Here is a 23,807-nt window from a genome sequence, read left to right on the forward strand (position 1 = left end):
TCACATTGCTTTCATCCGGTCGGATCCGATGGGGGCACAGCGTCCCTGCAATTACTCCGTCACTGCTTTGTTCAGCCGCGCGGCCAGCTTGGGGTTGAGCACGATGCCAGCCTCTGCCCTGGCGCTGTAGCGGGCACGGTTCTTGATGGACTGCTGCAGCCCGCTCGAAGTGATCGCCAGTTCCGGATTGACCTTGTTGAAGTCGCGGATCTTGGCCAACACGGATGCCCTGTCCCCCGCCCCACCATTGCGCAGCGCCATGGCGAAGGCATTCACCAGGGACTTGCGACGATCGAGGATGTGCTGCTCATAGTTCTTCAGCGCGCGGGTGGTCTGGTACTGCCTGGACACCTTCTCCGGAGCGAAGCCGTTCGCCTGCAGCAGGATCTCCCAGGGCGACAGATCGGCCACGACGGGATCGCCGCGCAGGGTGTTCACGCCCTGGGTGGCGTAGCGGCCGGCCTTGATCATGTCCTTGAGTCCCTTGGGCAGCATGGTCTCGACGCCGCGCATGATGTGACCCTCGTCGACCTGCTGCTTGCCGACCAGCACGTTCTTCAGCACGCCGCCCATCGGGCCAGCGGCCTGCTCGAGCAGGTTGTTGAACATGCCGCGGCCGTCGAGCTCGCGATCGGCGTCGCGGATCCACAGGCTGTCCAATCCAACGCGGCCGGAAATGTTCGCGCCGGTCAGCTTGTCGGCCGGGCCATGCAGCAACAGATCCGCCCCGCCCTGCCCCAGCATGCCGGTGAGGAAAGCCCGCAGCTCGGTCTCTGCATCCCACGGTTCGTCGTCATCCCCGAAGGTGGCCTGGATGCCGTTGAGCGCCCCCATGATCATTCCCATCATCGGCAGGCCCATGGCTCCGGAGAACAGTGCGCTCATGCCCAGCAGGCCGGTCAAGTTGCGACGTGCCAAACGCCGGACCTCGGGGTCCCCACCAAATCCTGCATTCCAGACCATTCGCCCAAGCGCCCAGGTCATGTTCAAGCTGTACTGCCGGAACATCAGCAGCACTTTCGCGGTACCGCTCTGCATGAAGCGGGCACGATTGGCGTTGCTGTAGTCGAAGTGCGTGTCGAAGATGGCGTCGCGGGCGAACTTCACCGCCTCGTCGAACGACTTGCCATCCGCGCGCGCCAGGCGATAGGCGGCCATGCCGGTCGCCTCGCGGTTCATGACCTCGGTCTTGTGGAAGCCCCAGCCGATGATCTCCATGGCCTTGCTCCAGGCCGGGTTGTAACCCGTCATGCCACCCTCGGCGATGCCGGCGAGGTTGTGGGCCTGCGTCTTCTCGATCGCGCCGGCGACTTCCAGCGCCTGGTAGGCGCGGAGCTCGTCGGGGTCGGTCAGGGTTTTCTGAATGTTGCCCACCGTGCGCACGGCGTCGCGGCTGGCGGCCAGCAGGTAGTTCATGGCCTTGACCCCACCGTGACGTGCGGCCAAGTAGGGATAGCTGACCAAGGCGGTCTGGGTCACGTTCACCAGCGCCGCCGCCGGCGTGGCTCCCAGGTAATAGGTGAAACCGAAGGACGAGATCATGTTCGTCAGCGCCGAGTCGGTCGGGTTCATGATCCAGTCGTGCCGCTTGCCCAGCTCTTCGAGGATCGCATCGCCGGCCACGATCTTTCGTGTGTCAACGCTAGGGGTTGCTTGGATCTTCTTTTGTGCGTCCTGCAGGTCGGTCAGCACACCCTGCAGTTTGTGGGCATATCGCAATCGCGCCAGCTGGTGTGACCCGTGCTGCATGTTGTAGGCGAACGCGCGCACAGCATCAGGGTCGAAACCAGGCACCGACTTGCGATGGATCTGGTGCTTGCGCATCGACAGCTCCGGCATCGTCTGCAGGTAGAGCTGGTAGATCTGGTCCTGGATAGCGTCGGAAACGTGCGCGGTCCGCAGCTGGTCGATCACATCAGCAACGAAGGTGCCACTCGGTGCGTCAGCCGCCTTGCCCTCCATTTTCATACCTCTGGCGGTGACAGCCCACTCCCTGCGCTGCAGGTCCTTCACCGCCCGGTCCAGCTCGTTCTGCGATTCGAACATCAGGAAGGTGTTGGTGCCGTCCTTCTCCGCTGCAACGAAGAACTTGCCGAATCGCTGCAGGGGGAAGTAGACGCCCTGCAGACGTGCAGATTCGAACTGCTCGCGGATCTTGTGCACCAGCATGCGGCGGCTGCTGTCGCTGATAACCTGGCCTCCTACCAAATCACCACCTTTCAGGTCCTCGATGCGCTGGACCAATGCCTCTTCTACCGCATCGGACCTCGACCGATAGGCGTCACGGAACTGCAGGTAGAAGGAGCGCGCTTGGGGCGACAGCTGCGACCACTGCTCCACCAAGGGAACGTACTGCCGGCGACGCCGGGGCTCTGCCTTCAGCATGGCCTTCAGTGCTTTGATCTCGTTCATGATGTTCGTCTTGCTGTCGCCGCTTCGCTCGCGCATCTGCTGCTGTTTCACCCTAATGGCGTGCAGCACGTTTTTGCGATTGACCTCCTGCAGGCCCTTCTCGCCGGGCATCCGGAACTGCAGGGGCTGGTACTCACGGGACGGATCTACACCGTCCATGGTTGCCTGGTGCATGAGATCGAACAGGCGCCGGCTTTCGTCCTTGTTCTTGCTAGCCCATTGACGGGCAGGCTCGGCGATCGCCTCTGACTCCGCCTGCAGCTTGTTCCGATCTGCCTGCATCTCAGCCAGGTAATCGGAGTAGCGATCGATAGTGGGGAAGTAGTCGCCCCCCAGTTCGGTCAGATGGCGAGTGGCCAGGAATCCCAGCCACGTTGATCGGAGGGCATCCTTCACATTGCTCGGGGTCAAATCAGCCAACTTCTGCCGAGCACGCGCCAGCACGCCTTCACCTTGAATTCCCCTCTGGATCGCATCGATGTCCTCGAGCGCGTCTGCAGGCGGCATGCTGAAGAGGCGACCGCGGGCGGCCCGCGTCACCTCGGCACCGTTGGGCAGCACCACGCTCCAGGTGCGCGGCCCACTCTCAACCGGATCGGCCAGCACCTGGCCACCGGTGCGCTCCGCCTCAGCGCGCGCGGCACCAAGGGTCAGGAAGTCAGCCGGGCGGCCGCGCTCGTCGGCGAGGTACCACTGATCGTCGCGGCGGAGAAAACGGCCGCCATTTTGCTCGAGGAAAGCCTCGCCGCGGCCGTCGATCTGCGGCTGTGCGAACGAGTAGGACCGCACCATTTCCCGCTGCGCCTGCGCCGACATGCCGGCACGCAGGAAGCCGTCGGCCTGGCTCAACAGGTCCCGAACCTCAGCCTCGGACCACTTCAGCGACGGCATGACGCGCCGCAGGAAGCGGCGGACTGCGGCGGCGACGCGGCTGGTGAAGCTGTTGCGAATCCCCCGTTCGGCCATGACGGCGATCGCTTCCTTGGCGAAGGTCTCGCGATCGACAGTGCCGTAGCGCCTGGTCACGTCGGCCAGCACCGACTTCATTGCAGCGGTGCCGGATCCGTTCGCCGCCAGCTGGTCGATCGCGTCCACGATCTGGGTCCAGTCCCTGGCCCCCACCACGGACTCGACGCCGTAGTGCCCGATTGCCTCGTGGGCCAGCACCTGCGCGAAGCGCTGCTCGGTGGCGATGTTGCCGGCGTTGATCCAGACCGTGGGCCGGCCGTCATACACGCCCTCGGCGCGGCGGTACCCCGGATCGACCTTGGCGCTGGCCGGGAAATCCTCGGCCGAGCGCACCACGACAACGCTCGGCGCGTTCTCGCCCCAGTGCTGGGTCAGGTCGGTTTTGAGCTGCAGCGCGCGGTCGAAGTCCAGGCCGCCACTGGCGGCCGGGGCGGCGGAGCGATTTACCCGCCCGCCGGTCCGAGGTGCTTCAACTCCGGATCCTTCGCCAGCTGTTCCTTCGCCCACTGCCCGGAGGCCCGGTACTCGGCCTGCAGCGACGCGATCTCGGAGGGCGTCAGCATCGAGACGTCCCTTGTCGAGGGTGAGGATGGTGCGGGCTTCGGATTCGGTGAGGCCTTCGAAGCCGTAGCCGAACTGGTCGCGCCACCAGGGTTCGATTGATCCGAAACGTTCACGGACGTCGGCCAGGCTCTGGGTGTTGAGGGCGATTCTCCGCGAATAGTCCTTGCCGGTCAAAGCGGTAGCCAGCACCACCTTGCCGCCGTTGTCCTCGATATGCGTCTTCAGCTGGGCCAGCGTGCCGCCTTGGGTAAGCGTGTCATCGATGAGCACATAGTCGCGCCCCGCTTCGACCTTGCCAGTGAACGGCGGCTGGTTGGCCAGCCGATGCAGTGCATCCCCGCCGCTGCGGTCGACCTTCGCCGCCTGGACGATGTCCTCGGACACCTGCAGCCCCAGCCGCTGGGCCAGCACCTCGGCCGCCATCCGGGGGATACGGTTGTTTCCCGTCGCTTCCCGGGACTGTACGGCCACCACCAGCGGCTTGCTCCCCTCCGGCAGCGCCGCACGCACGTTGTCGACGAACTCCGGGGTGATGACGTCGCGAACAACGCGCAGCGCGGCAGCATCGTCGCCAGCCTTGCCCGCGGTGTAGTCCGCATGCGCACTGAGGCGCCCGGGGCGATGTGCTGTCACGACATCCGGGAAATCGGCCTCCCAGCCACGACGGGAGAACAGACGAACACCACCGGCCGGGGTCTCTTCGTGCTTGACCTCGGCGAAGAAGCGATCGAACGCTGCGTTCATGGCCTGGCGCTCGGCGCCGCCGGGGAACGGCCGAGCAAACTCGGTGCCCACCGGGACAGCGAAGCGCGGATCCGAACCGAAGGACATGAAGGCGCTGGCGCGGCCGACATCCTGCAGGCGGTCCTCCACGTAGGAACTGAAGGCACGTGCCAGGAGCTCGTGCGGCGTGGTCCAGTAGTTGCCCACACGGCCATCGTCCAGCTTTCGAGCCTCGGTTAGGAACGAGGTCGGGACGTTTTTGGTCTTGGCCTCGCCGGCGTCTGCCGACTGCCAGAGCGCTACCCGACGTTGGTAGGTGCCCATCGCATCGCGCAGCCGATCGAGTGAACCGGTGCGCTCGGAATTGAAGCCGGTGCGGTTGGTAACCGACTTCAGGACGCCGTCCAACGCGTCCAGCTCGTCGTTCGTAAACCGGACGCCGCCGCCCTTGGTCGGCTTCGCATCGGTGCTGAACGTCTCACCGTTGAGCAGGCGATCGGCTGCAGCGTCGAACGTAGCCAGCTCCTGCTGCGTGGCAGCGCGCTTGCGCGAGCCCCACGCCCGCTCCTTCTCGATGTGGGCGCGCAGATCGCCCAGTTGCTTCTGCACCTGGTCACGGGCCTTGCCCAGGAAGGATTCAGCGCGCGCGGTGTCTTCGACGTACTGCTCTGCGCGGGTTCGCATGGTGTCCATCAGCTCCTGGAATGCCTCGCGGAGCTCCGGACGCACATTGCCACGGAGCCGGCTGGCATTGCTCAGGTAGTCGTCAACGCCGGACGCCTTCATGACCTTGTCGCCGCGGCGGTTGGTGATCTGCTCCGCCCCCTTGCCGTCCTGCCGGCCGAGGTAGTGGTCCAGCGCGTGCATCCACTCGTGGGCCAGGGAGCCGGCTCCCTTGAGCTTGGTCAGGTTGATCACGGCGTAGTCGCGCTCGTAGTGCGCGCGAGCGCCACTGAGGCCGTGGCCACGAGCGCCGAAGGCAAGGCCGATCTGCCCGTCCAGACTCATCGCCCGCGGAGGCAGGTTCAGCAGCTCGGACAGGTCGACCAGCGCGTCGAAGGCGTGATTCATCACCTCCTGGCGTTCGTCCTGGTTGTTCCACTTGCCGAACTCGACACCCCGGAAGCCGAAGGTGTCCATGAACTGCTGGCCCTGGACATCCCCCTCCCGCCGCGCCTCACCGATGCGCATGACCTTGTCCGGCCGCGGCAGTGCATCCTCGCCCACGGTGGTTTTGGTATCGATCAGCGCTGGCGCGTGCTCCGCCATGTACTGCAGCGCCGCCGCGCGGGTGTCGAAGCCGTCCTTGAGATAGACGCGCTTGCGGTCGGTGACGTCGCGCACGATCGCCCAGTTGTTGGGCTCGCGCTCTACAGCGCGGTGATTGCGAGCCAGCTCGACCATCGGGATTGCCGCGTCGGCCTCGGCCTGGCTGGCAAAGGTCTGCCGGCTGGCCAACGGGTTGCCCAAGCGGCCCTTCTTCGCCTTGAACAGGCGCCAGGTTCCCGGGTTGCGGGTGTCTTCCATCGCGACGTACTTCTTTGACCAGGCGGCGCCGGTGTCCTGGTCGCCGTCCGGATCTGCCCGACGCTGCGGCCTGGCACCGGTCGGCTTGGCCAGATCCTTGCGCGCACCGCCCAGCTTCTCACCCAGGTCTTCGATCGCCGCCGGAGTGGCGGCCTGCTTCTGCGGCAGCGCGGGCGCGGCGTCGGTCGCCGCGGTGCTGTTCCGTGCAGAGGCGGTAGCCTTGCGCGCCTTCGCGACCGGCTTGCCGAGCACCTGCTCCAAGTCGTTCGGCGACGGGATCGTGCTGTGCCAGCGCGGCTCCTCACCAGACAGCGGATTGCCGGCGGAATCGACCTGCTGCACCTTCACCTGCCAGCGCGGATCCTTCCCCGGCGGTCGAAACTCAATCACTCGATCCCGGGTGTTGCCATAGGCGTTCACGACGCGCCCCGGCGCGAAGTACGCACCGAGGGTGCCAATGTCGCCGCGGTCGTACTGCGGGGAGCCACCGATGCGTCGCACCTTGGGCGTATAGACCGGGCCAGGCTCACCTGCGGCCGGCGCTGCAGCAGCTGCAGCTGCTGCAGGTTCCATCCCGGTCTTGGCCAACGCACTGTCGCTTTCTGCCGGCGCACTGACGGTTTCGGCCGAAGTGCTGACGCTCTGCCCTGGTTCACTTACGTTCGTGGCTGGCGCCGGCGCCGCCGGCACAGCCTTGGTTACCCGGCGCGTAGTCTTCTTCGGGTCGCGCACCCACGCCTTGAATTGCTCCTGCGACATTTCCTTGATGCCGCCCAGGCCGGTCCAGCCCTTCGAATAGTTGGCCAGGTAGGTGTCGCGCGCTTCCTGCTCCGACGCGGTTCCCATGATGACCTTGTGCTCATCGAAGGAGCCGTCCTTATTGACCTGGTCGACCACGTACACCGGCAGGGACGGATCTTCTGCGCGGTCGGTCATGAACACGTCGACGTGGTCCTTGTCCTTGCCGACCGTGCCCTTGAAGTAGCCGTAGTGGTTCTTCAGCGCCGGCCAACGTGGATCCCGCTGGCTGCCGGCGGGGTTTTCGATGCTGATGTCGTGGCCGTTGATGCGGACGTGACCCTTCTTGTAGTTGCCGGCCTCCTTCTGCGCATCCGAAGGCAGCGGCAAGTCGTTCCCCGGGTTGGTCGCAGCCTCGGCTGCCGCGGTGGCCACCTTCGGTGCGTCCGCGGGCACCGCCGCGCTGTTCTGGCCAGCCGACGCCTCTGCAATGGGCTGCTCCGGAGCGGTATCGGCCGGGCTGGTGGCCTGCGTGGTGCCAACGGCACGCGGCTCGCCGACCGGTTCGCGAGACGAACCGGTATCCCCTTGCACCTCTGCTTGCCTTGGCTCGAGCTGCAGTTCGCTGGCCAGTGGAGCCGGCGCGGCACGGTCGGCGGTTGCGGTGCCATCCAGCTGCAGATCAGCCTGCGGCGCCGCGCCCTTCGGCGGCTTCTGCGCCGCGCTTGCTGCCTCACCCGTTGCCTCGTTGCCGGCGTCCGCCGGCGGCTCGGTCAAGCCACGTCGACGCTCGCCCTTGACCTCTTCCAGCAGCGGCCGCACCCGGGCGCTGGGCAGCCCGTACTGGTCGCGCATGGAGCGCAGCAGGGTCGGCGTGTTGATCCCGCCATGGGTCTCGACCTGGTACTGCAGACCGGTGTGTAGCAGCTGCTTGATGTCGGTCGAGGTCGGCTCCCGCAGAGTTTCGCCCGTCTGCGCATCGACCCACGGCGGCGCCACCGCCGGCGGCGGCGATGCAGGTGCTGCCGGCGCGGGGACCTCCGGCGTCGACAGGCCGGGCTGCACGTCTTGAACCTGCGGAGCTGGGCCCTCCGTGCTTGCAGTTGCAGGTGCACCGGCAGCAGCTGGATCCGCCGACCGACGAGCACGCGATACCAGGTTGGCGACGCCGGCGATCGAGTCAGGTGCGGCATCCGGGAACGGGACCGTCGGCTGCGGCCGCGCGGCGACTCGGCGCCCGTCAAAAGGCGCGGACATGCCGCGACCCTGTGGGAACCGCATTTCGGGTTCTGCCATGACCTCCGGGCGAACACTGCCCGGCGTGATAGTGCCATCGGGTCCTGCAGTCATTACCTCCGGCGGAGGCAGCGCCAGCATCTGGGGAATCGGCGGTGGCGGCAGTGCTGGGGGTGTCGGGGTCGGCCGACGCGCCAGGCGCTCCCGTTCCGCATCGGCTGCCACCGCAGCCTGGTTGTCGCCGCGGCTGGCCACTGCGCCACCGGCGGCCATGCCGCCACCCAGCAAGCCACCGATCGCCGCGCCGGTACCGGCCGCTTCGGGGACACCCTCCCATGCAGCCTGGGTCGGATCGATCTGTCGCTGGCCGAGGTTGCCGGCGAGCTGTGAGCCGCCTTCCTGGATGCCTTCTTCCACGGTCTCGCGCGCAGCGCCGGCGAGCATTGCCTTGGGCTTGCGGGCCAGGCCACGGGTGAACACGTCCGCTTCGAAGGGTGCCGCAATGCGGCCGGCGATCGCCGCGATCGGCGCAGTGATCGCCTGCGCCTCCATCGATGCGCCGCGCGCGATCGTTTCCTTCACCGTCTGCGGATCGCCGCCGGCGGCGACCATGCGCTTGTACTCCGGGTTGGCATCCCAGACCGACTGCGGCTGCGCCATGGCCTGCTGGTAGGTCTGCTGGCCCGCCGACCCGGTCTCCATGATGGTCGTCATGCCAGTGGCAGCGGCGGTCGCTGCGCGGTGACCGGCGGCCGTGGCAGCCGTTTCTGCGGCCTCGGTACCGAGACCCTTGGCCACCGCACCCGCGAGTGCGCGTTCACCGGCACGCGCAGCAGCAAGTCGAGTGCCGGCTCCCATCGCGGCGACGTTGGGCACCTGCTCTGCCAGGAAGTTGCCGATCAGTCGCGGTGAGGACAGTACCTTGCCGGCGCTGGGGAAGAACCCCTTGGTGTCCTGCAGGTCCTGCTTCTCCTGCTTCAGCGCATCCGACTGACTATCGGCCAGGTAGTCGGTGGCCGCCTGCGTTGCCTTGGACAGGGCCGCTGTATCGGACCCAGCACGGCGCCCGCCGAAGATCTCCGAGGGCGTTCCCGGCACCAGGGCAGCGGTTTCGGATGCGCCCTTGACACCCAGCCTGTCCAGGAAGCGCAGGCCCTGCCGCACGACGTTGGTCGGCTCCATGGAGTTTCGCTGCTCCACGGCGCCGCCGATGATGTTGGCGGCGCCGGATGCGATGCCCAGGCCGGTGTCCTTGATGGCTTCGCCCCAGGTACGTTCAGGGCGCTTGGCCACCTTCTGGAACGGGTCGCCCTGGACGGGTGAAAGCGTCGGCCGGCGCGCAACCTTGCCGGTGGTTGGTGCTGGCGCCTGAGTCGGCGCCGGGCTCGCACCGAACGGATTTCCATCAACCTTCTCGAACGTTGCCATCAGAGATTCACCTTCGAGTAGCTGCCGTCGTTGTTCTGCACGTACCAGTTGCCATCGGGTGCCCTACGCGCACCGGCCACAGGCGGGGCTTCTTGCGGGCGCAGGCCGGCATAGAGCGGATCCGCATCGAGCTGGGCCAGAGCGGCGGTCTTCGCGGCTTCGTCCATCGTGACGTTCCCGGAAATGGCGTTGAATCGATCGGTGTAGGACTTCAGGCGGTCGGCATCGGTGAGCTCGCCGGTTTGGCGCGGCGCCTGGGCCGCCCGCACGTTCTGTCCGTCGGCACCAGTCACGGGGCGCCAGCCGCCGTCGCTGCCCACAACCCCCATGCTTCCATCCGCCGCAACCGAGATCTCCGGCCGCCGAGCGATGCGGGCCGTTTCCAGCGACGCCTGGCGATTGGCGGCGTTGTCCTGCATCTGGGCATTGAACTGGCCGGCCTGCAGCGCGCGGTTCGCATCGCCCTGGGCAGCGACGGCGTTGACCTGGCCGGCGGCAAGATCGGCTTCGTCCTGCGTGCGGAGCGCAGATGCGCGCTCTGCCTGGCGCGCGCCGGCCTCGCCCAAGATCGCTTGCGCTACTGCGGCGCGGCCGCTCGGGCTGCCCTTCAGGCTTGCGCTGCCCATCGCGCGCGTGAGCTTGTCCACCGTGGTGTCGGCCGGATTCTCGATGATCCCGCCCTGGCGCCCTCGCTGCGCAATCTGCGGAGTCGGCCGCGGAGCAACCACTGTCGGCGCTGCAGGTGCAGCCGCGAGGGGTGGCACGAGGGGCGGCGCCGGTGCGCCGCTGGCCGAAGCGGCCGGCGCCGGCCCGCCAGCGGCTGCGATGGTGGCGGAGGATCCGGTGAACACCGAGTTGCCGTTGGCATCTACGGTGCGGGTGATGCCTGCCGGCAGGGTCGCCGTGCGGCCGTCCTGCGTCGTGTACGTGCTGGGAGCAGCTGCAACAGCCGCGGCGGCCCGGGGAGCTGCCGGACCTGCTGCACCTGCAGGCGATGCAGTGGAGTTCACGCTGGAACTGACACCGGTGAAGTCCGCCCCGATCGACGGCCGGCTGGCCAGGCGTGAACCGGCGAGGCCTGCAGTCGAGTCGACGCTCGAGCTCACGCCAGCGAAGGTGGGCTTCGGCTTCGCGGCACCGCCAAGCCTCACCGGAGCCAGGCGGCTCAGCGCGCTGGCGGCGCCGCCGATCGGATTGAGCTCGCTGGGCGCCCTCAACGGCTGCCCCTGCTGGGGCGACGGCGCCGCGCCGGCGGCAGCTCGACCTGCATCGCGCACGAAGCCTGCCGCCTCCCGACCTGGCGCCGTCACCGCATCCGCGACGGTACCGGCGGCACGCAATCCTGCGCCGGCGGCCTGCCGCGCCAACGTGGCGGTTCCGGCGACACCGCTGCGCAGCGCCGAGCCGAAGGCCGTGCCAGGGCTTGGCCGGGCGGCAATGCGGGGCTGTCCGGGCGCGACGCCGGCGGGGTTCAGTTCGTCTCGATCGTTGATGGCCATGCGGTTCCCCTTTGGAAGTGGAGGCGGATCACGCGTCCGCGATCTCGCCCTGGAAGCTGTAGTTCTGCGAGCAGGAGTTGGATTTGCTGCGGCCGCTGGAAACGCTGGCCCCGTAGTTGACAGCGCTCATCGTGCTGGCGGCGAGCTGGCTCGAGATCTGCGCCTTCGCGCGCTGGATCTCCGCCGACTGCGCCAGCAAGCCCAGCATCTGTTGGATGCGCATCTGGGCCTGCTGCAGCTGGACATCGACGTCGGCACGTTCCCGCGCCAGGCCGAGTTCGAAGCTGCGATCGGCAGCGGCCGAGGCGGCCTGCTCCACACCGGCGTCGGCGCTGTAGATCCGCGCCTTCGCATCGAATGCCTGGCCAACCGCGGCCAAGCGTGCACGCTCGCCGCTCAGGGTCGCGTCCCAGCGGGCAATGCCGGCGCGCCACACGTCCAGGTCGACCCCGTGCTGAGCCATGCGAAGGCGCTCGGCCTCGAATTGCATGTTGTTGCTGGCCGCCCAGGCATCGACGCGTTTGGCATTGGCGTCGACCAGCGTGCGGTACAGATCCGCCCGTTTGCCCTCACCCTCTACGCTCGCCGTATAGCCCTGCCACTCGGCAACATGGGCACGCCAACGCGCCTCGTAGGCGTCGACCTGGGCGCGGTACTTGTCGATTCCGAAGCGATTGATGTCGGCCTGCACCTTCACCGCCTCGACGCGGGTGCGGTAGAAGTCGGCCAGGGTGGTCACGCCGCGCAGCTGGGACTCGTAGAGGCGCACCCGCTGCTCATTTATCTCGCCGCGCGCCCGCTCGCCCTCGATCTGGGCCCGGAATACCTCGACTTTGGCCAGCTCCGCCTGGATGCGATCGCGCAGCACCTGGGCGTCGGTCTGATACGCCTGCAGGCGCGCGTTGAACACCGAGATCCGGGCGTTCAGCACGGCGATGACGGTCTCGCGCTGGAACGTTGCTGCCTGCAGCATCACCTTCTGCTCTTCCGTGTGCAGCTGCGCCAGCGTTCCTTCCAGCGCCGCTCCCTGGGCAATGGCCATGCGCTGGTTGGCCAGCGATTCCTCAAACTGCTTGATCGCTGCGTCACGGGAGGCCTCGGCCACGGCACCCTGTCCGGTCTGCCGGACTTCCAGGATCCTTCCGGCCAGCATGCCCTGGGGCTCGGTAAAGCCACGGGCGGCGAACTCGGACACCGCCTGGTCCACGCTCCGCTGGGTCTCCAGCTCGATGCGGCTGCGGGCTCGCTGGAAGATCGCGTCCTCGATGATCCTGGGCAGCGCCTGGCTGCCGACGATCATCGGCTTGAGCGTGGCCGTGAGCGTGTCCACCAGCGTGCTGACGTAGGGTGTGGCCTCAAACTGCCAGGTCTCGTTGAACGGTGGCTCGATAAAGATCGGCTTCTCCGCGTCGAACTCCGGCAGGGAGATATTTGGCACGTCGGGCAGGTTCAGCGCCTCGAACGTCGGTACCTGCGGCAGGACGTAGCTAGGCTCCGCCGGGAGCACAATCGGAGCCGGGTCCACCGGGAGTGTCGGCTCGAGCACATTCGGCGTGGTCGGCTTTGCGCCGAATGCCAGCGTCGGCGGTTGAGCATCGAGCTCGGGCGCTTCGCTGATCGAAATCGGAGCCGCAACGAACCCCGGCGCACTGGGCAACGGCACGTCCGGCGCGCGGAACTCAAGCGCCCCTTCATCCATGTCGGGCCGGCGCGGCCGCTGGAACGTGGCCTGCGGGTCCGCAAAGCGGAAATCGACGTTGAAGTCGATCGGATCCAGCCTGACGCTGTTGAGACCTTGCAGGTTGGACACGGCCATGTTGTACGTGGTCGTGCCGAGATCCATGAACTTGTCATGCGCGCTTCCAACCAACGTGATCGCGGCATCAGCCGACAGGTCAGGACACCAGGTAGTTGCCATTCATGCTTCTCCGGTCAGCTCCACAGGACGTAGACCGTTACGTCCCAACGATTTGCACCTTGTGTCGCCACGGCGGCAGCCCCATCGGGGCCGTTGTAGCTGGTCTGCTCGCCCATGTAGTAGGCGGCATAGCGGTCGCTGTCGATGCGATAGCGCATCTCGAGGGTGCGCCCGTCCACGTCGCCCTCGATCTTCAGCAGGAAGTCGGTGCCCACGGCGAATCCGGGGAGCTCGGATGCCTCTTCGGCTTCGACCATTCCGTTGTTGAAGGTGAGCATCCAGTCACTGGGCTGCGGATCTTCGCCACAGTCCTGAACAAGGTTGAATGGCTCGCGCCAGAAGCAAGGTCCTGCCATGGTCATCCCCTGGTCCGGCGATCAAGATAGATCGGCCTGAAGTCGATGGCTGCGAGCTCGAAGTCGGCGCCGTCCACGTTCTCGATCACGAAGTCGAAGTCGACGGCCTTGATCCCCTTCCCAAGCTTCCAGCGGGTTTCTCGCTCGCTCGATGCAGGTCGCTCCAGGATCCGGTAGATGGCCGATTCCTTCTGGCCGCTCTGCTCGTTGACCGTGATCACATGCAGCAGCAGTGCGCCCGTGGCGGTGTAGCCGACGAACGCCTCGGGCAGCCGCTTCAGGCGGCGCGTGCCGAGTGCGGAAAGGCCCAGCCGCAGCCGCGCAGCAATCGGGGTGCCGTCGTCGTCATCGCCGTCAAGCCGATGCAGGCCGTCTGCAGCCGCCGCGTAGTAGCGACCGCCGATCTTGGCGAAGCTGTTGAATGGATACTGGGTGTAACGGCTCAGCGCGCGGCTTTCGGTGTTCATGACCCATGCGACGTATTCGCCGGTGTCCAGCGCCAGGCGGGTCACGAATCCCAACCCGTCCTTCAGCAGCTGGGCCAGCTCGGCCGTCGCGCCGCCGGCGGCGCCGACGAGCAGCTGCTCATCCACCATCACAACACCGGTACCGGCTTCGAATGCCGCGGCATCAGCCAGCATGCCGTCCACCACGCGCTCTGCCGCGCGCTGCAGGCTGGCCACCAGGTCCGAGCCCAGCAGTCCATCGGTGACCGTCTCCGTGCGCAGTGCCTCGGTGAGGGCGCCGAACCACAGGCCGCCGACCAGGGCGTTCAACGCATCGGCGTAGGACGTGGCCACTCCCAGCATCAGCAGGCGGTCGATGACGCGCTCCAGCCTGATCGAGTCAGCGCGAATTTCCGGGCTGAAGGCAATCCCCTCTTCGACCAGCAGCATGAACACCACCGCCGCTGCATCTTCCAGGCTCAGCGTGTCTGCCGTCCTGCAGCTGGCCAGCAGCGCGCTGCGCCGGGTCTCGTCGATGGAGAGCACTTCGTTCAGCACGTGCGTTGGCAGGCTGCTTCGGGTCTCGCCGATAGCCAGCGATGAACGCGGCGACGCAAACCAGCGCCCGCCGAACGCAGAGATCATGCGCGGTCGGGCAGACAGACCTGCATAGGCAAGCGGCGTGGTGATCTGTCGACCGCTGCCATACAGCGCCAGGCGCGCGCCGCCTGCTCCACGGCCGGGGGCAGTCTGGAAGCCCGCAGCGCGCACGCTGATCCCCGCGGCACCGCCGCCGATGTCGCGGCCGTAGCCCTGCCCGGATGTGATCAGGTTCAATGCGGCGGCGCCGTTGGCGGGTACCACCGGGTCTACCCCGCCGCCGAAGTAGATCTGCCCCTGTCCAGACGAGCCCAGGCGGAGCACGGCACTGCCGGCTGCGCCGAGCCCTGAGCCAACCCCCACGGCCCTCAGTGACAACGTGACCTGGCCACGCCCCTCGATCTCCGCATGCTGCAGCGGCAGGAACTCGATGGTCATTCGATGAAATCTCCGGTCGCGTAGATCGCACAACCCACGACCACGAGCCCATGGCTGGCTTGCTGCGACGTGTAGAAGCGCTGTCCGTTGTGCAGGTAGTGGACGGTGCCGCCGATGCGCCTTGCCTCCCAAAGGTCTTGGGGTACATAGAACCGGGTCGGCGATACGCGGCGGCCGCGCTCCAGCACACAAGCCTGCAGGCGGCCGCCCTCGCTTTGATGGAAGTACAGGCCGTGTCGAATCCGGGCAGGGTCGAACAGTTCCGCCTCGCCCAGGATGGCGAACCCGACCACCACGCCCACGGCGCGGCCCATCGTCAGTCGCATCGCTACGTCGCCGTTGAGCTCGTCGACACTGTCGGCACCGGCGTTCCACTCGAACACCGAGAGGGATTTCCGGCGCGGCGGAACGGCTGGTACTGGAGGCTCAGCCTTCTGCTCGGGGTACGTGGTGCAGGTGACTGGTCCAGGCGGCGAGGTCTGAACGAACAGGCTCCTGCACAGCATGTACCGCACGTAGGTGACGCCGTTCTGCTCTTCATAGGCAAGGATGGTGGCGCCCTTCGGCAACTGCACAGCGCCATTGCTCGGAGCCGGCATCCGGCCTTCGCTGCACTCCTGCCGCCAGTAGCCCTGGGCCGGCGAGGCGCCGCAGACGGTATAGGAAGCCCGGTACGGCACCGCAGGTTTCGCGGGTTGGGGCGGGACGTACCTGGAGACTGGCGGCTTGGACAACATGTCAGCTGGCCTGGTCGACAACCACGTTGAAGATGCTCACGCCGGTGCTGTTGCTGCCGTTGGCCGTCATCACATCACTGCTGAACAGCACGGCCGCATTGGAGGCAGGCCCGCCCGCAGTGCCCTGCAGACGAACGCCGGTGGTGGAACCACGGCCATCGTCGGCTGCAGCGCAGAAGCGGTAGAACGAGGGGGAAAGGCTCGTGGCGCCGGCATTGGCACCCTCAAACTGGATCAGGCCTTCCCACTCTTCGCTCGGTGCCTTGGGCAGGACATTGCCGACGGGAGCGGAGAAGGTCAGGCCGCCGCCGCTGACCGAGAGTTTCGCCAGCTGCGTGTGACTGCCCACCATATCCAGGGCAGCGTCGGCCGAGGCCGGTACCGGCCCAGCGAACACGTAAAGGAAGCCGCCGTCGAGGGCATTCTTGACCTGCCCAAGCAGGGCCTGCGCGAGCGGGATGGAGATCGTCATGGTGCTGTTCCTTCGTCAGAGTGGGGGGATCGCAAACCACCATTCACCGATCTCGATGCTGGTGTCGGTGGCCATGGCCAGGGTGGGCAGGCGCATCTGGAAGTCGCCCGGGCTGTCGTCGTCTAGACCGATCGCGCCATCGATGCGGGGAGATTCGAAGGAGACCGCACCGGCGTCGGGCGCGTTGCCGACCAGGCGGAACCAGCCCGCGGTTCCCGCGGCGAGCCCGCGAAGTACCCACCGCTGGGCGGCGTCCTTGTAGACGTAGCGGCCGTTGCGCACGAAGCTCAGGCCATTGGCGGAAACGCCTGGCTGCCAAACGCCGCCGTCAACGGTGATTCTCGCCAGCAACGCACCGGTGGCCGGCATATCTGCAGTTTCCGGCTGGGGCCCGGTGCGAATCTCGATGCAACCGGCGCGGAAGATCCCCTCGAATGCCGACGGGCCAAGGATCGACGCCTCGAACCCCGTTGAAGTGTTCACGGCCATGAAGGCTCCTAGATGGGCTTGGGTAGGACGGTCAGCGGGTAGAAGCGCCTGTCCTCGGCGGTAACGCCGAGCAACGCCCCCAGGTCATGACCCGTCAGGTAGTTCAGTGCACCGGTGTAGGCACCAGGTATCGAGACGCAGTAGCGCCCCTTGTTGTAGTTCCAGCCCCCGGCCCAATCGAAGCCGAGGAAGTCCCTCACGCCTTGTCGGTCCATCATCAGCGGCACCAGCAGCGAGGAACCGCTGAACGCAATCAGGCCTTCGCGTGGGTGCTTGTTCCAGATCACACCAGTCTGGTTCGGTGTACGAGGGCCCCACCCGGATCCGCTGGCACCGACCCAGTAGCTACCGAACACGAGACCGTCGCTGACGGCGCCCGGCGCACGGGTATCCAGACCCGGGAAAGGCGCACCGATGCCGGAGCTCGGATCCCACGCCACAGGCTCGGATTGGCCATACACCATCCGGCCTGCCATGTAGGCGAACGGCTGGATCGTGTGGCTACCGTTGAAACCCTGTATCCGCCATCCCGAAAACAGGTTGTGGCGCACGTCCATGTACGCCAACAGGTGATAGTCCTGGCGGTCATTGCCAACCGCGAAGTCCCGATCGATCAACGTGATCTCGCCGCCGTCGAACTCCAGCACCACCGACACGCGCACCATTCCCTGGTAGTTGTTGGCCTCCACAGCAAACCGCCCCTCGCTCCGGCGCAGCGCCAGATAGGCATCTTTCCGCTCCATGCCGGCGAAGTCGGACACGACCAGGCCGCGCGTGGGCGCCACCAATGCGAAGTTCCCACCGCTTCCGGCGTAGTTGCCCTGCAGGTAGGCGGCCTGGACTGCGTTGTGGGTGATGCCGCTGTCGGAGATCTCCACCTCTTGGGTCATGGTGTTGATCAACGCAGCGACCGCCGTCTGCTCACTGTTGACGGTGCGGATCGCCCGGGTGCCATCACCGTTGAAGAACCACGGCATGGCCGAATCGGTGAACGTGTTCCCCGAAGTGCTGCCCTCGGGATTGATCTGCCCGGGCGTCATGCCCAGCAGGCGGTGGCTGCCGGGCTCTACGACCCAGTCGCCCTTCTGCGACGTCCCCTCGTTGCGATGCAACCTGAAGGCCACGAAGGCCGACTGCGCGGTGGTGGGCTGCCCCTGGGTGTAGTTCGTGAATGCCACCAGCAGTTCTTGGACGCCGGCTGACGTCTTGCGCACGCAGGCGGAGTTGACGCGCCACGACAGGTATTCGGGCGGATCCTGCTGCAGTTCCTGGGCGTACGAGATCCGGTCGAACAGCGCCTGGCCCTGCTGCAGCACCCAGCGCGCGCCGATGTCGAGCAAGGCAACGTCGTGCACGTACCTCGAGCAGAAGCCATAGAACGACAGCGCCAGATCCTCGCCGTCCTTCCAGTCGATGTTCCCGAAGAAGTACAGCCCATCGGGATACAGGTCCGGCCGGTTGTAGCTTTCGTAGCGGGCGCCCTGGATCTGATCGACCACATCCCATCTTTGCCAGTAGCGGGTCACCACCCGGCTGCCGGCGAACTCCAGCCACCCGGTCGGATCGTTGCCTGTCGGATCCACCTGCGTGCCGCGCTGCGCCGGATCGCCCGTGGGCACGTCCCATCGTGGCCAGACGATGAAGCCGCCGCGGGGCTCCGGCGGTTCCTCCACCGGTGGTGGCCCCGGGGCTATGATCGTGACCCGTGGCAGCTCGCCGATCTTCTCGGCCAGCAGCACCGTGCCGTCTTGCAGTTCCCGGCGCAGATTCGCGATTCCGAGGCCATTCCGTTTGGCCTCTTCGAGCACGAAGCCCAGCAGCTTCCTTGCTTCCGGGACGTGCTGAGCCGCGACCTCTCGATCGCCAACGACCACGATCGGCGTCCACCCGCTGTACCGCGACCCGCTCATCAGGTGACGTCGCCCTCGTCCTTGGCGGACAGCACGTACTCCAGCGCCAGCTTGTCGCCAGCGAGCTGGTTGGTGCGAGGCGTGGCGAAGCGGGTGGCAGCGACCAGGATGTTCGCCGTCGCGCCCTTGGCCGAGCCAGTCAGCAGTCCGATGCCGTAGAGGTTGTACGGTCCACCAGCCGAATAGATCAGGGTCGCCGCAGCCAGGGCGGCGCTGTTGCCGATGGCCTCGGCCGTGGAAGGCGTGGTGGTCCACGGCAGACGGCTGGCGTTGGTGTAGGCCGTGAATTCGGTGGCCACGTCCTTGAAGGTGGATCCCTTCCAGTCCGCTGCCGGCGTCACGTTGCCGGAGAACGGCGCCAGGTAGAAGGCGGTCTGCTGGCTGGCAGCGCCGAGTGCGCTGTTCAGGATGTAGTTCAGGCCTTCGCTGACCAGTCGGTTCGGATCGACTTGCCACGGCCCGAACGCACCGCCTGCCGACGCATGGGCATGTCGGAAGACACCGCCGATGGTCGCGCGCGCGCGAGGAAGGTAGATGCCCGCCTCGGTAACTTCGTAACTGTGCTGGCGGATGGCGCGAACGGCGTCGCGCCCCACCGTGCCCAGGTTCTGCAGGGCCTTCATGACGTTCATCGGGTTTCTCCTTCGGTGGTTACCATTTGCCCGCGGGGCAGGAAGCCCCTTGGAATCGGGTCTTGCTTGCCAGGGGACAGCTGCAGAGACTGCAGCGCAGGAAAAGGCGACGTCCCAGCCGTTCGGCGTTCGGACAGGCACGGCAGATCTCCAGGCGACGTTTCACGTCGTCCGGCTTGGCCAACACAGCCATGGCTCAGGGGTCTCGGTGGATGACGTGGGCGACTGCCCGGTCGGTGACGGCCAGCGATTGGCCCTTGGGTGCCCGCAGCGCCGCCACGAGTTGGCTGAGGCCGTCCTGCTCGCGCAGCAGCAGTGCGGCATGGTCGGCATCATCGACGACCGCCTCCCCCTTCTTCAGCACCTGCACCTGGCCGCCAGGCAACCCGACGCAGAAGTACCCGTCACGGGCAAGCCAGACCAGCACCGGTGCTGCGGATTGCAGCCCGAGCACGTCACCGTTGACGACCATGGCCGAGCCAGGCACAGCGCCACTGCCGCGCGCCACTGCCTGGCTGAAGTCCTTGGGGTCGGCGCCGGCGTACCAATAGGTACGCGCACCTGCTGCAACGTAGAGGCCAGCACCGTCCGGCAATCCGTCGCCGATAGGCTCCATCAGATCGATCGGGGCATTGAAGCGCATGCGGCTGGCCGCTGGCCGGAACATGCCGTAGCGCAGTGCCTCCGACCACAGCACCTCCTGGCCACAGGCAACGAACTGCCGGCCGTGGCCGCCGCGCACGATGTGGCCCGAGGGCAGCGGCCGCAGAAACTGTGTGGTGAGCGCCCTTCCCTCGCCTGCTGACAGCACGGGTGCCGAACGGGTGCCGGCCGGGAGCACGGCGTACTGCCGCAGTACCTGATCATTCGGCCCCGAGACGTACACCGCAACCGAAACCGTATCCGGTGCCACTGGCAGCGGAATATCGCTCAGCTCGAACCCGCCGCCCTCGGCAATGTCGATCGCCGCGGCCAGGGTGCTGCCCGACTCGCGGCCGAGCCGATCCATGAACGTCACCGCGACCTGATATTGCCCTGGAGCCAGCGCACTTGCGGCGGACGGTGTCAGGACCGGCTGGCCCGCGGGGTGCTCAGGCGACCAAGGATGTCCCTGCAGGTCGATGTCGAGGACACCGCTGGCCGTGCTGTTGCTGAAGAAGACGCGATCGCCGATCAGCGCGTAGCTCAGCGGATCCAGACCAACGTCGATTCCAAGCGCTTCCACTTGCTCATCCTCGTGGAGGGCATGCAGCTGCCCACCATCGACGAAGAGCCCGTACTGCAGGTGCTCATGGCTCCACAACGAGTGGGTCAATGCACCGGGGCGGAAGCGCTGGTGCCCGCGGCGCCGCTGCGGCCTGCCAGCGGCGTCGAGGTCGACATTGTCAGCCTCACGAAGGGCGCGCGGGATCCCGTCATCATCGGTCGGCAACGCCCCTTCCCCGGCGACGTTGTTGATGCCCAGTGGCCAAGGGCCACCCGGGCGAAGGTCGTCATCGCGAACGGGCATGTCAGAACCACATGGGTTGGGTGCCGGTGGTGGGGTCGATCGACAGCTGCTGCAGCGCGCGCGCGGTCGGGCGCTCGCCGAAGTAGCTCTCAAACAGTGCAAGGTGGCGGTCGGCGTCCGCAGTGCTCCGTTGCTCGGAATCGCGCTTGTTCAGGGCACGCCAGCAGGCCCAGTGCACCAACTTCCGGTGATGGATGGCGTCGATCACCGGCTCGTCCTCGCCGTCCTCCATCGCCTCGGCCGCCTGCGGCACGCGCCACAGCGTGAGCTGCAGGACGTCGACCTCTGTAGGTACCGGGCTCACTGACACCTCGCGGGCCTGTCGATCGCGCACCAGGTACGCGGGGCACCCTGCCTCAGTGCGCCAGTGGTGATGCCTTCCATCCAGGGCGGCGCTGGTGGTCCTGCAGAGTGGGTCGGACAGGTTGCTGGCCAACACCGCACGTCGGATCACGTAAACGGTCGCATGAAGCGGATAGTCGGCCCGGCCGGGCTCCAGGTTGATGTGACAGATTTCGGGGCGGCCACTCTCCACGAGCAACCGCGCCCGAATGCACGCCTCTTCCACAGCTTCGTTGAGGTGCCGGGTCAACGCGTCGTTGCTCCACAGATATGGAGCGCGGTCGTCGTCGAGCTCTTCCCGGCATTCCTCGATCAATTGGCTGAGGGTGCGCGCCTCCACGTCAGGCTTCCTCGAGCGCCTGGCCAAGCACCTTCAGGGTGGTGCCGCGCTGGTCGGGTTCCGGCTTGGCCAGTTCCAGGTCGAGGGCGGCCTTGATGACGACCTTGTCGATACCACCCTTGGCCAGTTCGGCCTTCAGCTTCTGCCAGGTCAACCCGTTCAGATGGGCCGCGGCTTCAACGATCTCCGGCGGCAGAGCAGCTGCGACGTTCGCGCCTGCCGGCGGCTCGCTGGTGCTGGTGCTGGTATCAGTGCCCGAGCCACCGGCATCGGTACCGATGCTGCCGCCTGCCGGCGGCGGCGGAAGCTGGTCTGCGGCCGGGCCGGTCGGCGGTGCTGGCTTGGCGACGGTCTGCAGGCTCTGTGCCCGGGCGATGTAGTACGCCTCGGGAATGCCCAGCAGGCGCTGGATGTGGTCAGAGTCTTCGATGTCGGCGACGTGCTCCGAGTCGGCATTGGCGGGATCGATCGGCACGAAGAAATACACGGTGCCTTCCAGCTCAACAGGCGCCTTCGGACGCTTGAATTTGCATGCAATCAGCATTGGATGCTCCTGGTAGGCGGGGCTGCAGCCGCAGCCCCGCTACGGTTAGGGGGCTCAGGCCGGGAAGCTGGCCAGGCGCAGGATCAGCTCGCCCTGCTGGGCACCCGGGGCGGTATTGAGCTTCACGTAAACCGGACGATTCACCGGCTTGGAGCCCAGGGCCTCCGCGATCAGGTGCAGGGCCACCGGGGTGAATGCCGCGGTGTCCGCAACCACCGCGGTCGGGGCGATGACGGTGTTGTCGGCCGCCGATGCGCCGTCGATTGCGTCGGGAATGAAAACGGTGACGTTCTGGGCCGCCAGCTTGCCGGCGGCGTCCAGCTTGGCGAACAGGCCCGAGCCCTGGCTGTGCAGCTTGTGGTTGGCCGGCAGCTCACCGATCAGCACCAGATCGCCATCCGCGGCGGCCTCGACGGGCCAGCTGTAGTCGTTGACCACCACCAGGCCGGCGGCCGGCGACGATGCGCCGCTGTTGCGGCCAGTTGCGAGTTTCGTGGACATGGATTTCTCCTGCGAAGGATGTGGGTTCTGAACGCAGGAGCCCCGGCATGCCGGGGCTCCTGCAGTGACGTTTACTGCGGGTTCGGATCGGCCGCGGCGGTATCCAGGGCAATCGTGCCGAAGTCCTTACCGTTGAAGCGGGTCTTCTTGATGCCGAAGATCGCGCCGGCGCAGATCTCGATGTCGTTGCCGTGATCGAGCGGAACCTCGGACCAGTCGAAGCGCAGTCCATTGCCCGGCGAACCGAAGGCCAGCACCAGGGCCTGGCGACCAAGGAACAGCGCGCGGGCCGCTGCGACGTTGCCGCCGGCACCATAGTCCCCGAAGCGCACCACGGACTTGTGCTTGTGCAGGATCGTGTTGCCGATCATGCCCAGGTTGTCCTTGAAGATCGGGTTGCTGGCACCTTCGGAGGCTGCAGCAGCCTTCTGGATGTCCAACCAGTTGCCCGGATCCGTGGAGGTCTTCAGGTCATGCGCCTGAAAGGGGTGCATGACGGTGACGAAGTGCTCGCCGCCGGCGATGGTGATCGGCTGGATCTCCGCCACCTGGGTCGAACCGCCACCCTGCGATGCCGCCTTGGTGTTGGCGCGCTCGATCAGGACACGGCTCATCTTGCCGGCCGAGGTCAGCGAAGCCTTGCTGGCGCCATCACCGAACAGGATGTGCGAGCTGTCCGGTGCCTCGAACGTGTTGCCCGCACGACCGGCGTAGTTCAGCGGGACGTTGTAGTCCTCATTGATGCCGCGGGCGCCCGAGCCGTACATGAAGAAGAGCTCGTCGTAGAAGCGCGCCCAGAACTCGGTCAGGCGGTTGCGACCGACCTTGCGCAGGTCGTGGACGGTGCGCTTGCGGCTCATACGGCCACCGCAGCTGACCGGCTTACGGGCCTGGTCGATGAAGACCTTGTCGGTAAAGAAGTCGAGCTTCTCGCCCTTGCCCTCGGCCTTCTGGTCGCCTTCGATGACGCCACCGGACAGCTGCACGGAAAGGTCGTAGCTGATGGTGTCGCCGGCTTCCTGCTCCAGGTCGGTCTGCAGCATCACGGGCATCGAGGTCTCCGACCCCTTGCCCATCATCTTGCGCGTCCAGTAGGACTGTTTGGATACCGAAACCATGAGGTCCGCAGACCACAGCTTCCGGGCCTTCGGGTCGTTCAGACCCACGATCGTCTGTGCCATGTTGCTTCTCCAGGGAGATCACGGCACTTCTGCGCCTCTGTCGTTGACCCGCACTACTGCGCAGGTTTTTGAGGATGTTCAGCCCGTTGTGGGCGTTGGCCGACGCGCTACTCGCTGCAGCGCGCCGCCAGTTGGTTGCTGCTCACCGGCTCGGGTGATGGTCACCGGCGTGTTGGATTCGATGATCACCCGCGAGCGTTTGCCGCTCTTCTCGGTGAAGGTGATCGACGCACCCGACCCGGAGGGGATCAGGACCACGTCGCCGGGCTCCAAGGTGGTGTGCAGCTTGGGCATG

At 66.6% G+C, this 23,807-nt stretch carries 16 protein-coding genes; all 16 read right to left on the reverse strand.

Annotation, left to right across the window (positions count from 1 at the left end; genetic code table 11):
- Positions 1-51: 51 nt before the first annotated feature.
- Complete coding sequence (locus J3A72_RS23115; RefSeq protein ID WP_245336374.1) at positions 52-9,597, reverse strand: PLxRFG domain-containing protein; 9,546 nt, start codon at positions 9,595-9,597, stop codon at positions 52-54.
- Positions 9,597-11,096: a hypothetical protein gene (locus J3A72_RS15735; protein ID WP_088475832.1), complete on the reverse strand. Its 1,500-nt coding sequence runs from the start codon at positions 11,094-11,096 to the stop codon at positions 9,597-9,599. Before J3A72_RS15735 ends, J3A72_RS23115 begins: the two co-directional genes overlap by 1 nt.
- 28 nt (positions 11,097-11,124) lie before the next feature.
- Positions 11,125-12,939, reverse strand: coding sequence for a hypothetical protein (locus J3A72_RS15740; protein ID WP_245336375.1), 1,815 nt, complete (start codon positions 12,937-12,939; stop codon positions 11,125-11,127).
- An 89-nt stretch (positions 12,940-13,028) separates the two neighbouring features.
- Entirely contained in the window at positions 13,029-13,370 is a 342-nt protein-coding gene (locus J3A72_RS15745) for a hypothetical protein (protein WP_141098680.1), read from the reverse strand.
- 2 nt (positions 13,371-13,372) lie between these two features.
- Positions 13,373-14,854, reverse strand: coding sequence for a hypothetical protein (locus tag J3A72_RS15750; RefSeq protein WP_088475835.1), 1,482 nt, complete (start codon positions 14,852-14,854; stop codon positions 13,373-13,375).
- A complete protein-coding gene (locus tag J3A72_RS15755) occupies positions 14,851-15,591 on the reverse strand; it encodes a hypothetical protein (protein ID WP_088475836.1) in 741 nt (246 codons plus the stop codon). Before J3A72_RS15755 ends, J3A72_RS15750 begins: the two co-directional genes overlap by 4 nt.
- Before the next feature lies 1 nt (position 15,592).
- Complete coding sequence (locus J3A72_RS15760) at positions 15,593-16,063, reverse strand: hypothetical protein (RefSeq protein ID WP_088475837.1); 471 nt, start codon at positions 16,061-16,063, stop codon at positions 15,593-15,595.
- A 15-nt stretch (positions 16,064-16,078) separates the two neighbouring features.
- Positions 16,079-16,552, reverse strand: coding sequence for a hypothetical protein (locus J3A72_RS15765; RefSeq protein WP_088475838.1), 474 nt, complete (start codon positions 16,550-16,552; stop codon positions 16,079-16,081).
- A gap of 8 nt (positions 16,553-16,560) precedes the next feature.
- A complete protein-coding gene (locus J3A72_RS15770; RefSeq protein ID WP_254918033.1) occupies positions 16,561-18,426 on the reverse strand; it encodes a hypothetical protein in 1,866 nt (621 codons plus the stop codon).
- 35 nt (positions 18,427-18,461) lie between these two features.
- On the reverse strand, positions 18,462-19,094 hold the full coding sequence (locus tag J3A72_RS15775) for a hypothetical protein (RefSeq protein WP_088475840.1): 633 nt from the start codon (positions 19,092-19,094) through the stop codon (positions 18,462-18,464).
- A 196-nt stretch (positions 19,095-19,290) separates the two neighbouring features.
- The gene (locus J3A72_RS15780) at positions 19,291-20,604 is read right to left on the reverse strand and encodes a hypothetical protein (protein ID WP_088475841.1); all 1,314 of its coding nucleotides are present in this window, start codon (positions 20,602-20,604) and stop codon (positions 19,291-19,293) included.
- Between the two features lies 1 nt (position 20,605).
- A complete protein-coding gene (locus J3A72_RS15785) occupies positions 20,606-21,286 on the reverse strand; it encodes a DUF6682 family protein (protein ID WP_088475842.1) in 681 nt (226 codons plus the stop codon).
- Between the two features lies 1 nt (position 21,287).
- Positions 21,288-21,830: a hypothetical protein gene (locus tag J3A72_RS15790; RefSeq protein WP_088475843.1), complete on the reverse strand. Its 543-nt coding sequence runs from the start codon at positions 21,828-21,830 to the stop codon at positions 21,288-21,290.
- Between the two features lie 54 nt (positions 21,831-21,884).
- Positions 21,885-22,331, reverse strand: coding sequence for a hypothetical protein (locus J3A72_RS15795; protein WP_088475844.1), 447 nt, complete (start codon positions 22,329-22,331; stop codon positions 21,885-21,887).
- Positions 22,332-22,402: 71 nt separating this feature from the next.
- Complete coding sequence (locus J3A72_RS15800; protein ID WP_032977699.1) at positions 22,403-23,512, reverse strand: N4-gp56 family major capsid protein; 1,110 nt, start codon at positions 23,510-23,512, stop codon at positions 22,403-22,405.
- A 78-nt stretch (positions 23,513-23,590) separates the two neighbouring features.
- Positions 23,591-23,806: a hypothetical protein gene (locus J3A72_RS15805; protein ID WP_005409207.1), complete on the reverse strand. Its 216-nt coding sequence runs from the start codon at positions 23,804-23,806 to the stop codon at positions 23,591-23,593.
- Between the last annotated feature and the right edge of the window lies 1 nt (position 23,807).

The organism is Stenotrophomonas sp. PvP093, assembly GCF_017876915.1.
In the GTDB taxonomy this organism is placed as follows: Bacteria; Pseudomonadota; Gammaproteobacteria; order Xanthomonadales; family Xanthomonadaceae; genus Stenotrophomonas; species Stenotrophomonas muris.

Excerpts from the sequence above, each read along its gene's own strand:
- J3A72_RS15800 (WP_032977699.1), bottom strand. The coding sequence starts at position 23,512 with ATGGCACAGACGATCGTGGGTCTGAACGACCCGAAGGCCCGGAAGCTG.
- J3A72_RS15775 (WP_088475840.1), bottom strand. The coding sequence starts at position 19,094 with ATGAACGTCATGAAGGCCCTGCAGAACCTGGGCACGGTGGGGCGCGAC.
- J3A72_RS15805 (WP_005409207.1), bottom strand. The coding sequence starts at position 23,806 with ATGCCCAAGCTGCACACCACCTTGGAGCCCGGCGACGTGGTCCTGATC.
- J3A72_RS15745 (WP_141098680.1), bottom strand. The coding sequence starts at position 13,370 with ATGGCAGGACCTTGCTTCTGGCGCGAGCCATTCAACCTTGTTCAGGAC.
- J3A72_RS15790 (WP_088475843.1), bottom strand. The coding sequence starts at position 21,830 with ATGCTGATTGCATGCAAATTCAAGCGTCCGAAGGCGCCTGTTGAGCTG.
- J3A72_RS15780 (WP_088475841.1), bottom strand. The coding sequence starts at position 20,604 with ATGCCCGTTCGCGATGACGACCTTCGCCCGGGTGGCCCTTGGCCACTG.
- J3A72_RS15735 (WP_088475832.1), bottom strand. The coding sequence starts at position 11,096 with ATGGCCATCAACGATCGAGACGAACTGAACCCCGCCGGCGTCGCGCCC.
- J3A72_RS23115 (WP_245336374.1), bottom strand. The coding sequence starts at position 9,597 with ATGGCAACGTTCGAGAAGGTTGATGGAAATCCGTTCGGTGCGAGCCCG.
- J3A72_RS15755 (WP_088475836.1), bottom strand. The coding sequence starts at position 15,591 with ATGTTGTCCAAGCCGCCAGTCTCCAGGTACGTCCCGCCCCAACCCGCG.
- J3A72_RS15795 (WP_088475844.1), bottom strand. The coding sequence starts at position 22,331 with ATGTCCACGAAACTCGCAACTGGCCGCAACAGCGGCGCATCGTCGCCG.
- J3A72_RS15760 (WP_088475837.1), bottom strand. The coding sequence starts at position 16,063 with ATGACGATCTCCATCCCGCTCGCGCAGGCCCTGCTTGGGCAGGTCAAG.
- J3A72_RS15750 (WP_088475835.1), bottom strand. The coding sequence starts at position 14,854 with ATGACCATCGAGTTCCTGCCGCTGCAGCATGCGGAGATCGAGGGGCGT.
- J3A72_RS15740 (WP_245336375.1), bottom strand. The coding sequence starts at position 12,939 with ATGGATCTCGGCACGACCACGTACAACATGGCCGTGTCCAACCTGCAA.
- J3A72_RS15765 (WP_088475838.1), bottom strand. The coding sequence starts at position 16,552 with ATGGCCGTGAACACTTCAACGGGGTTCGAGGCGTCGATCCTTGGCCCG.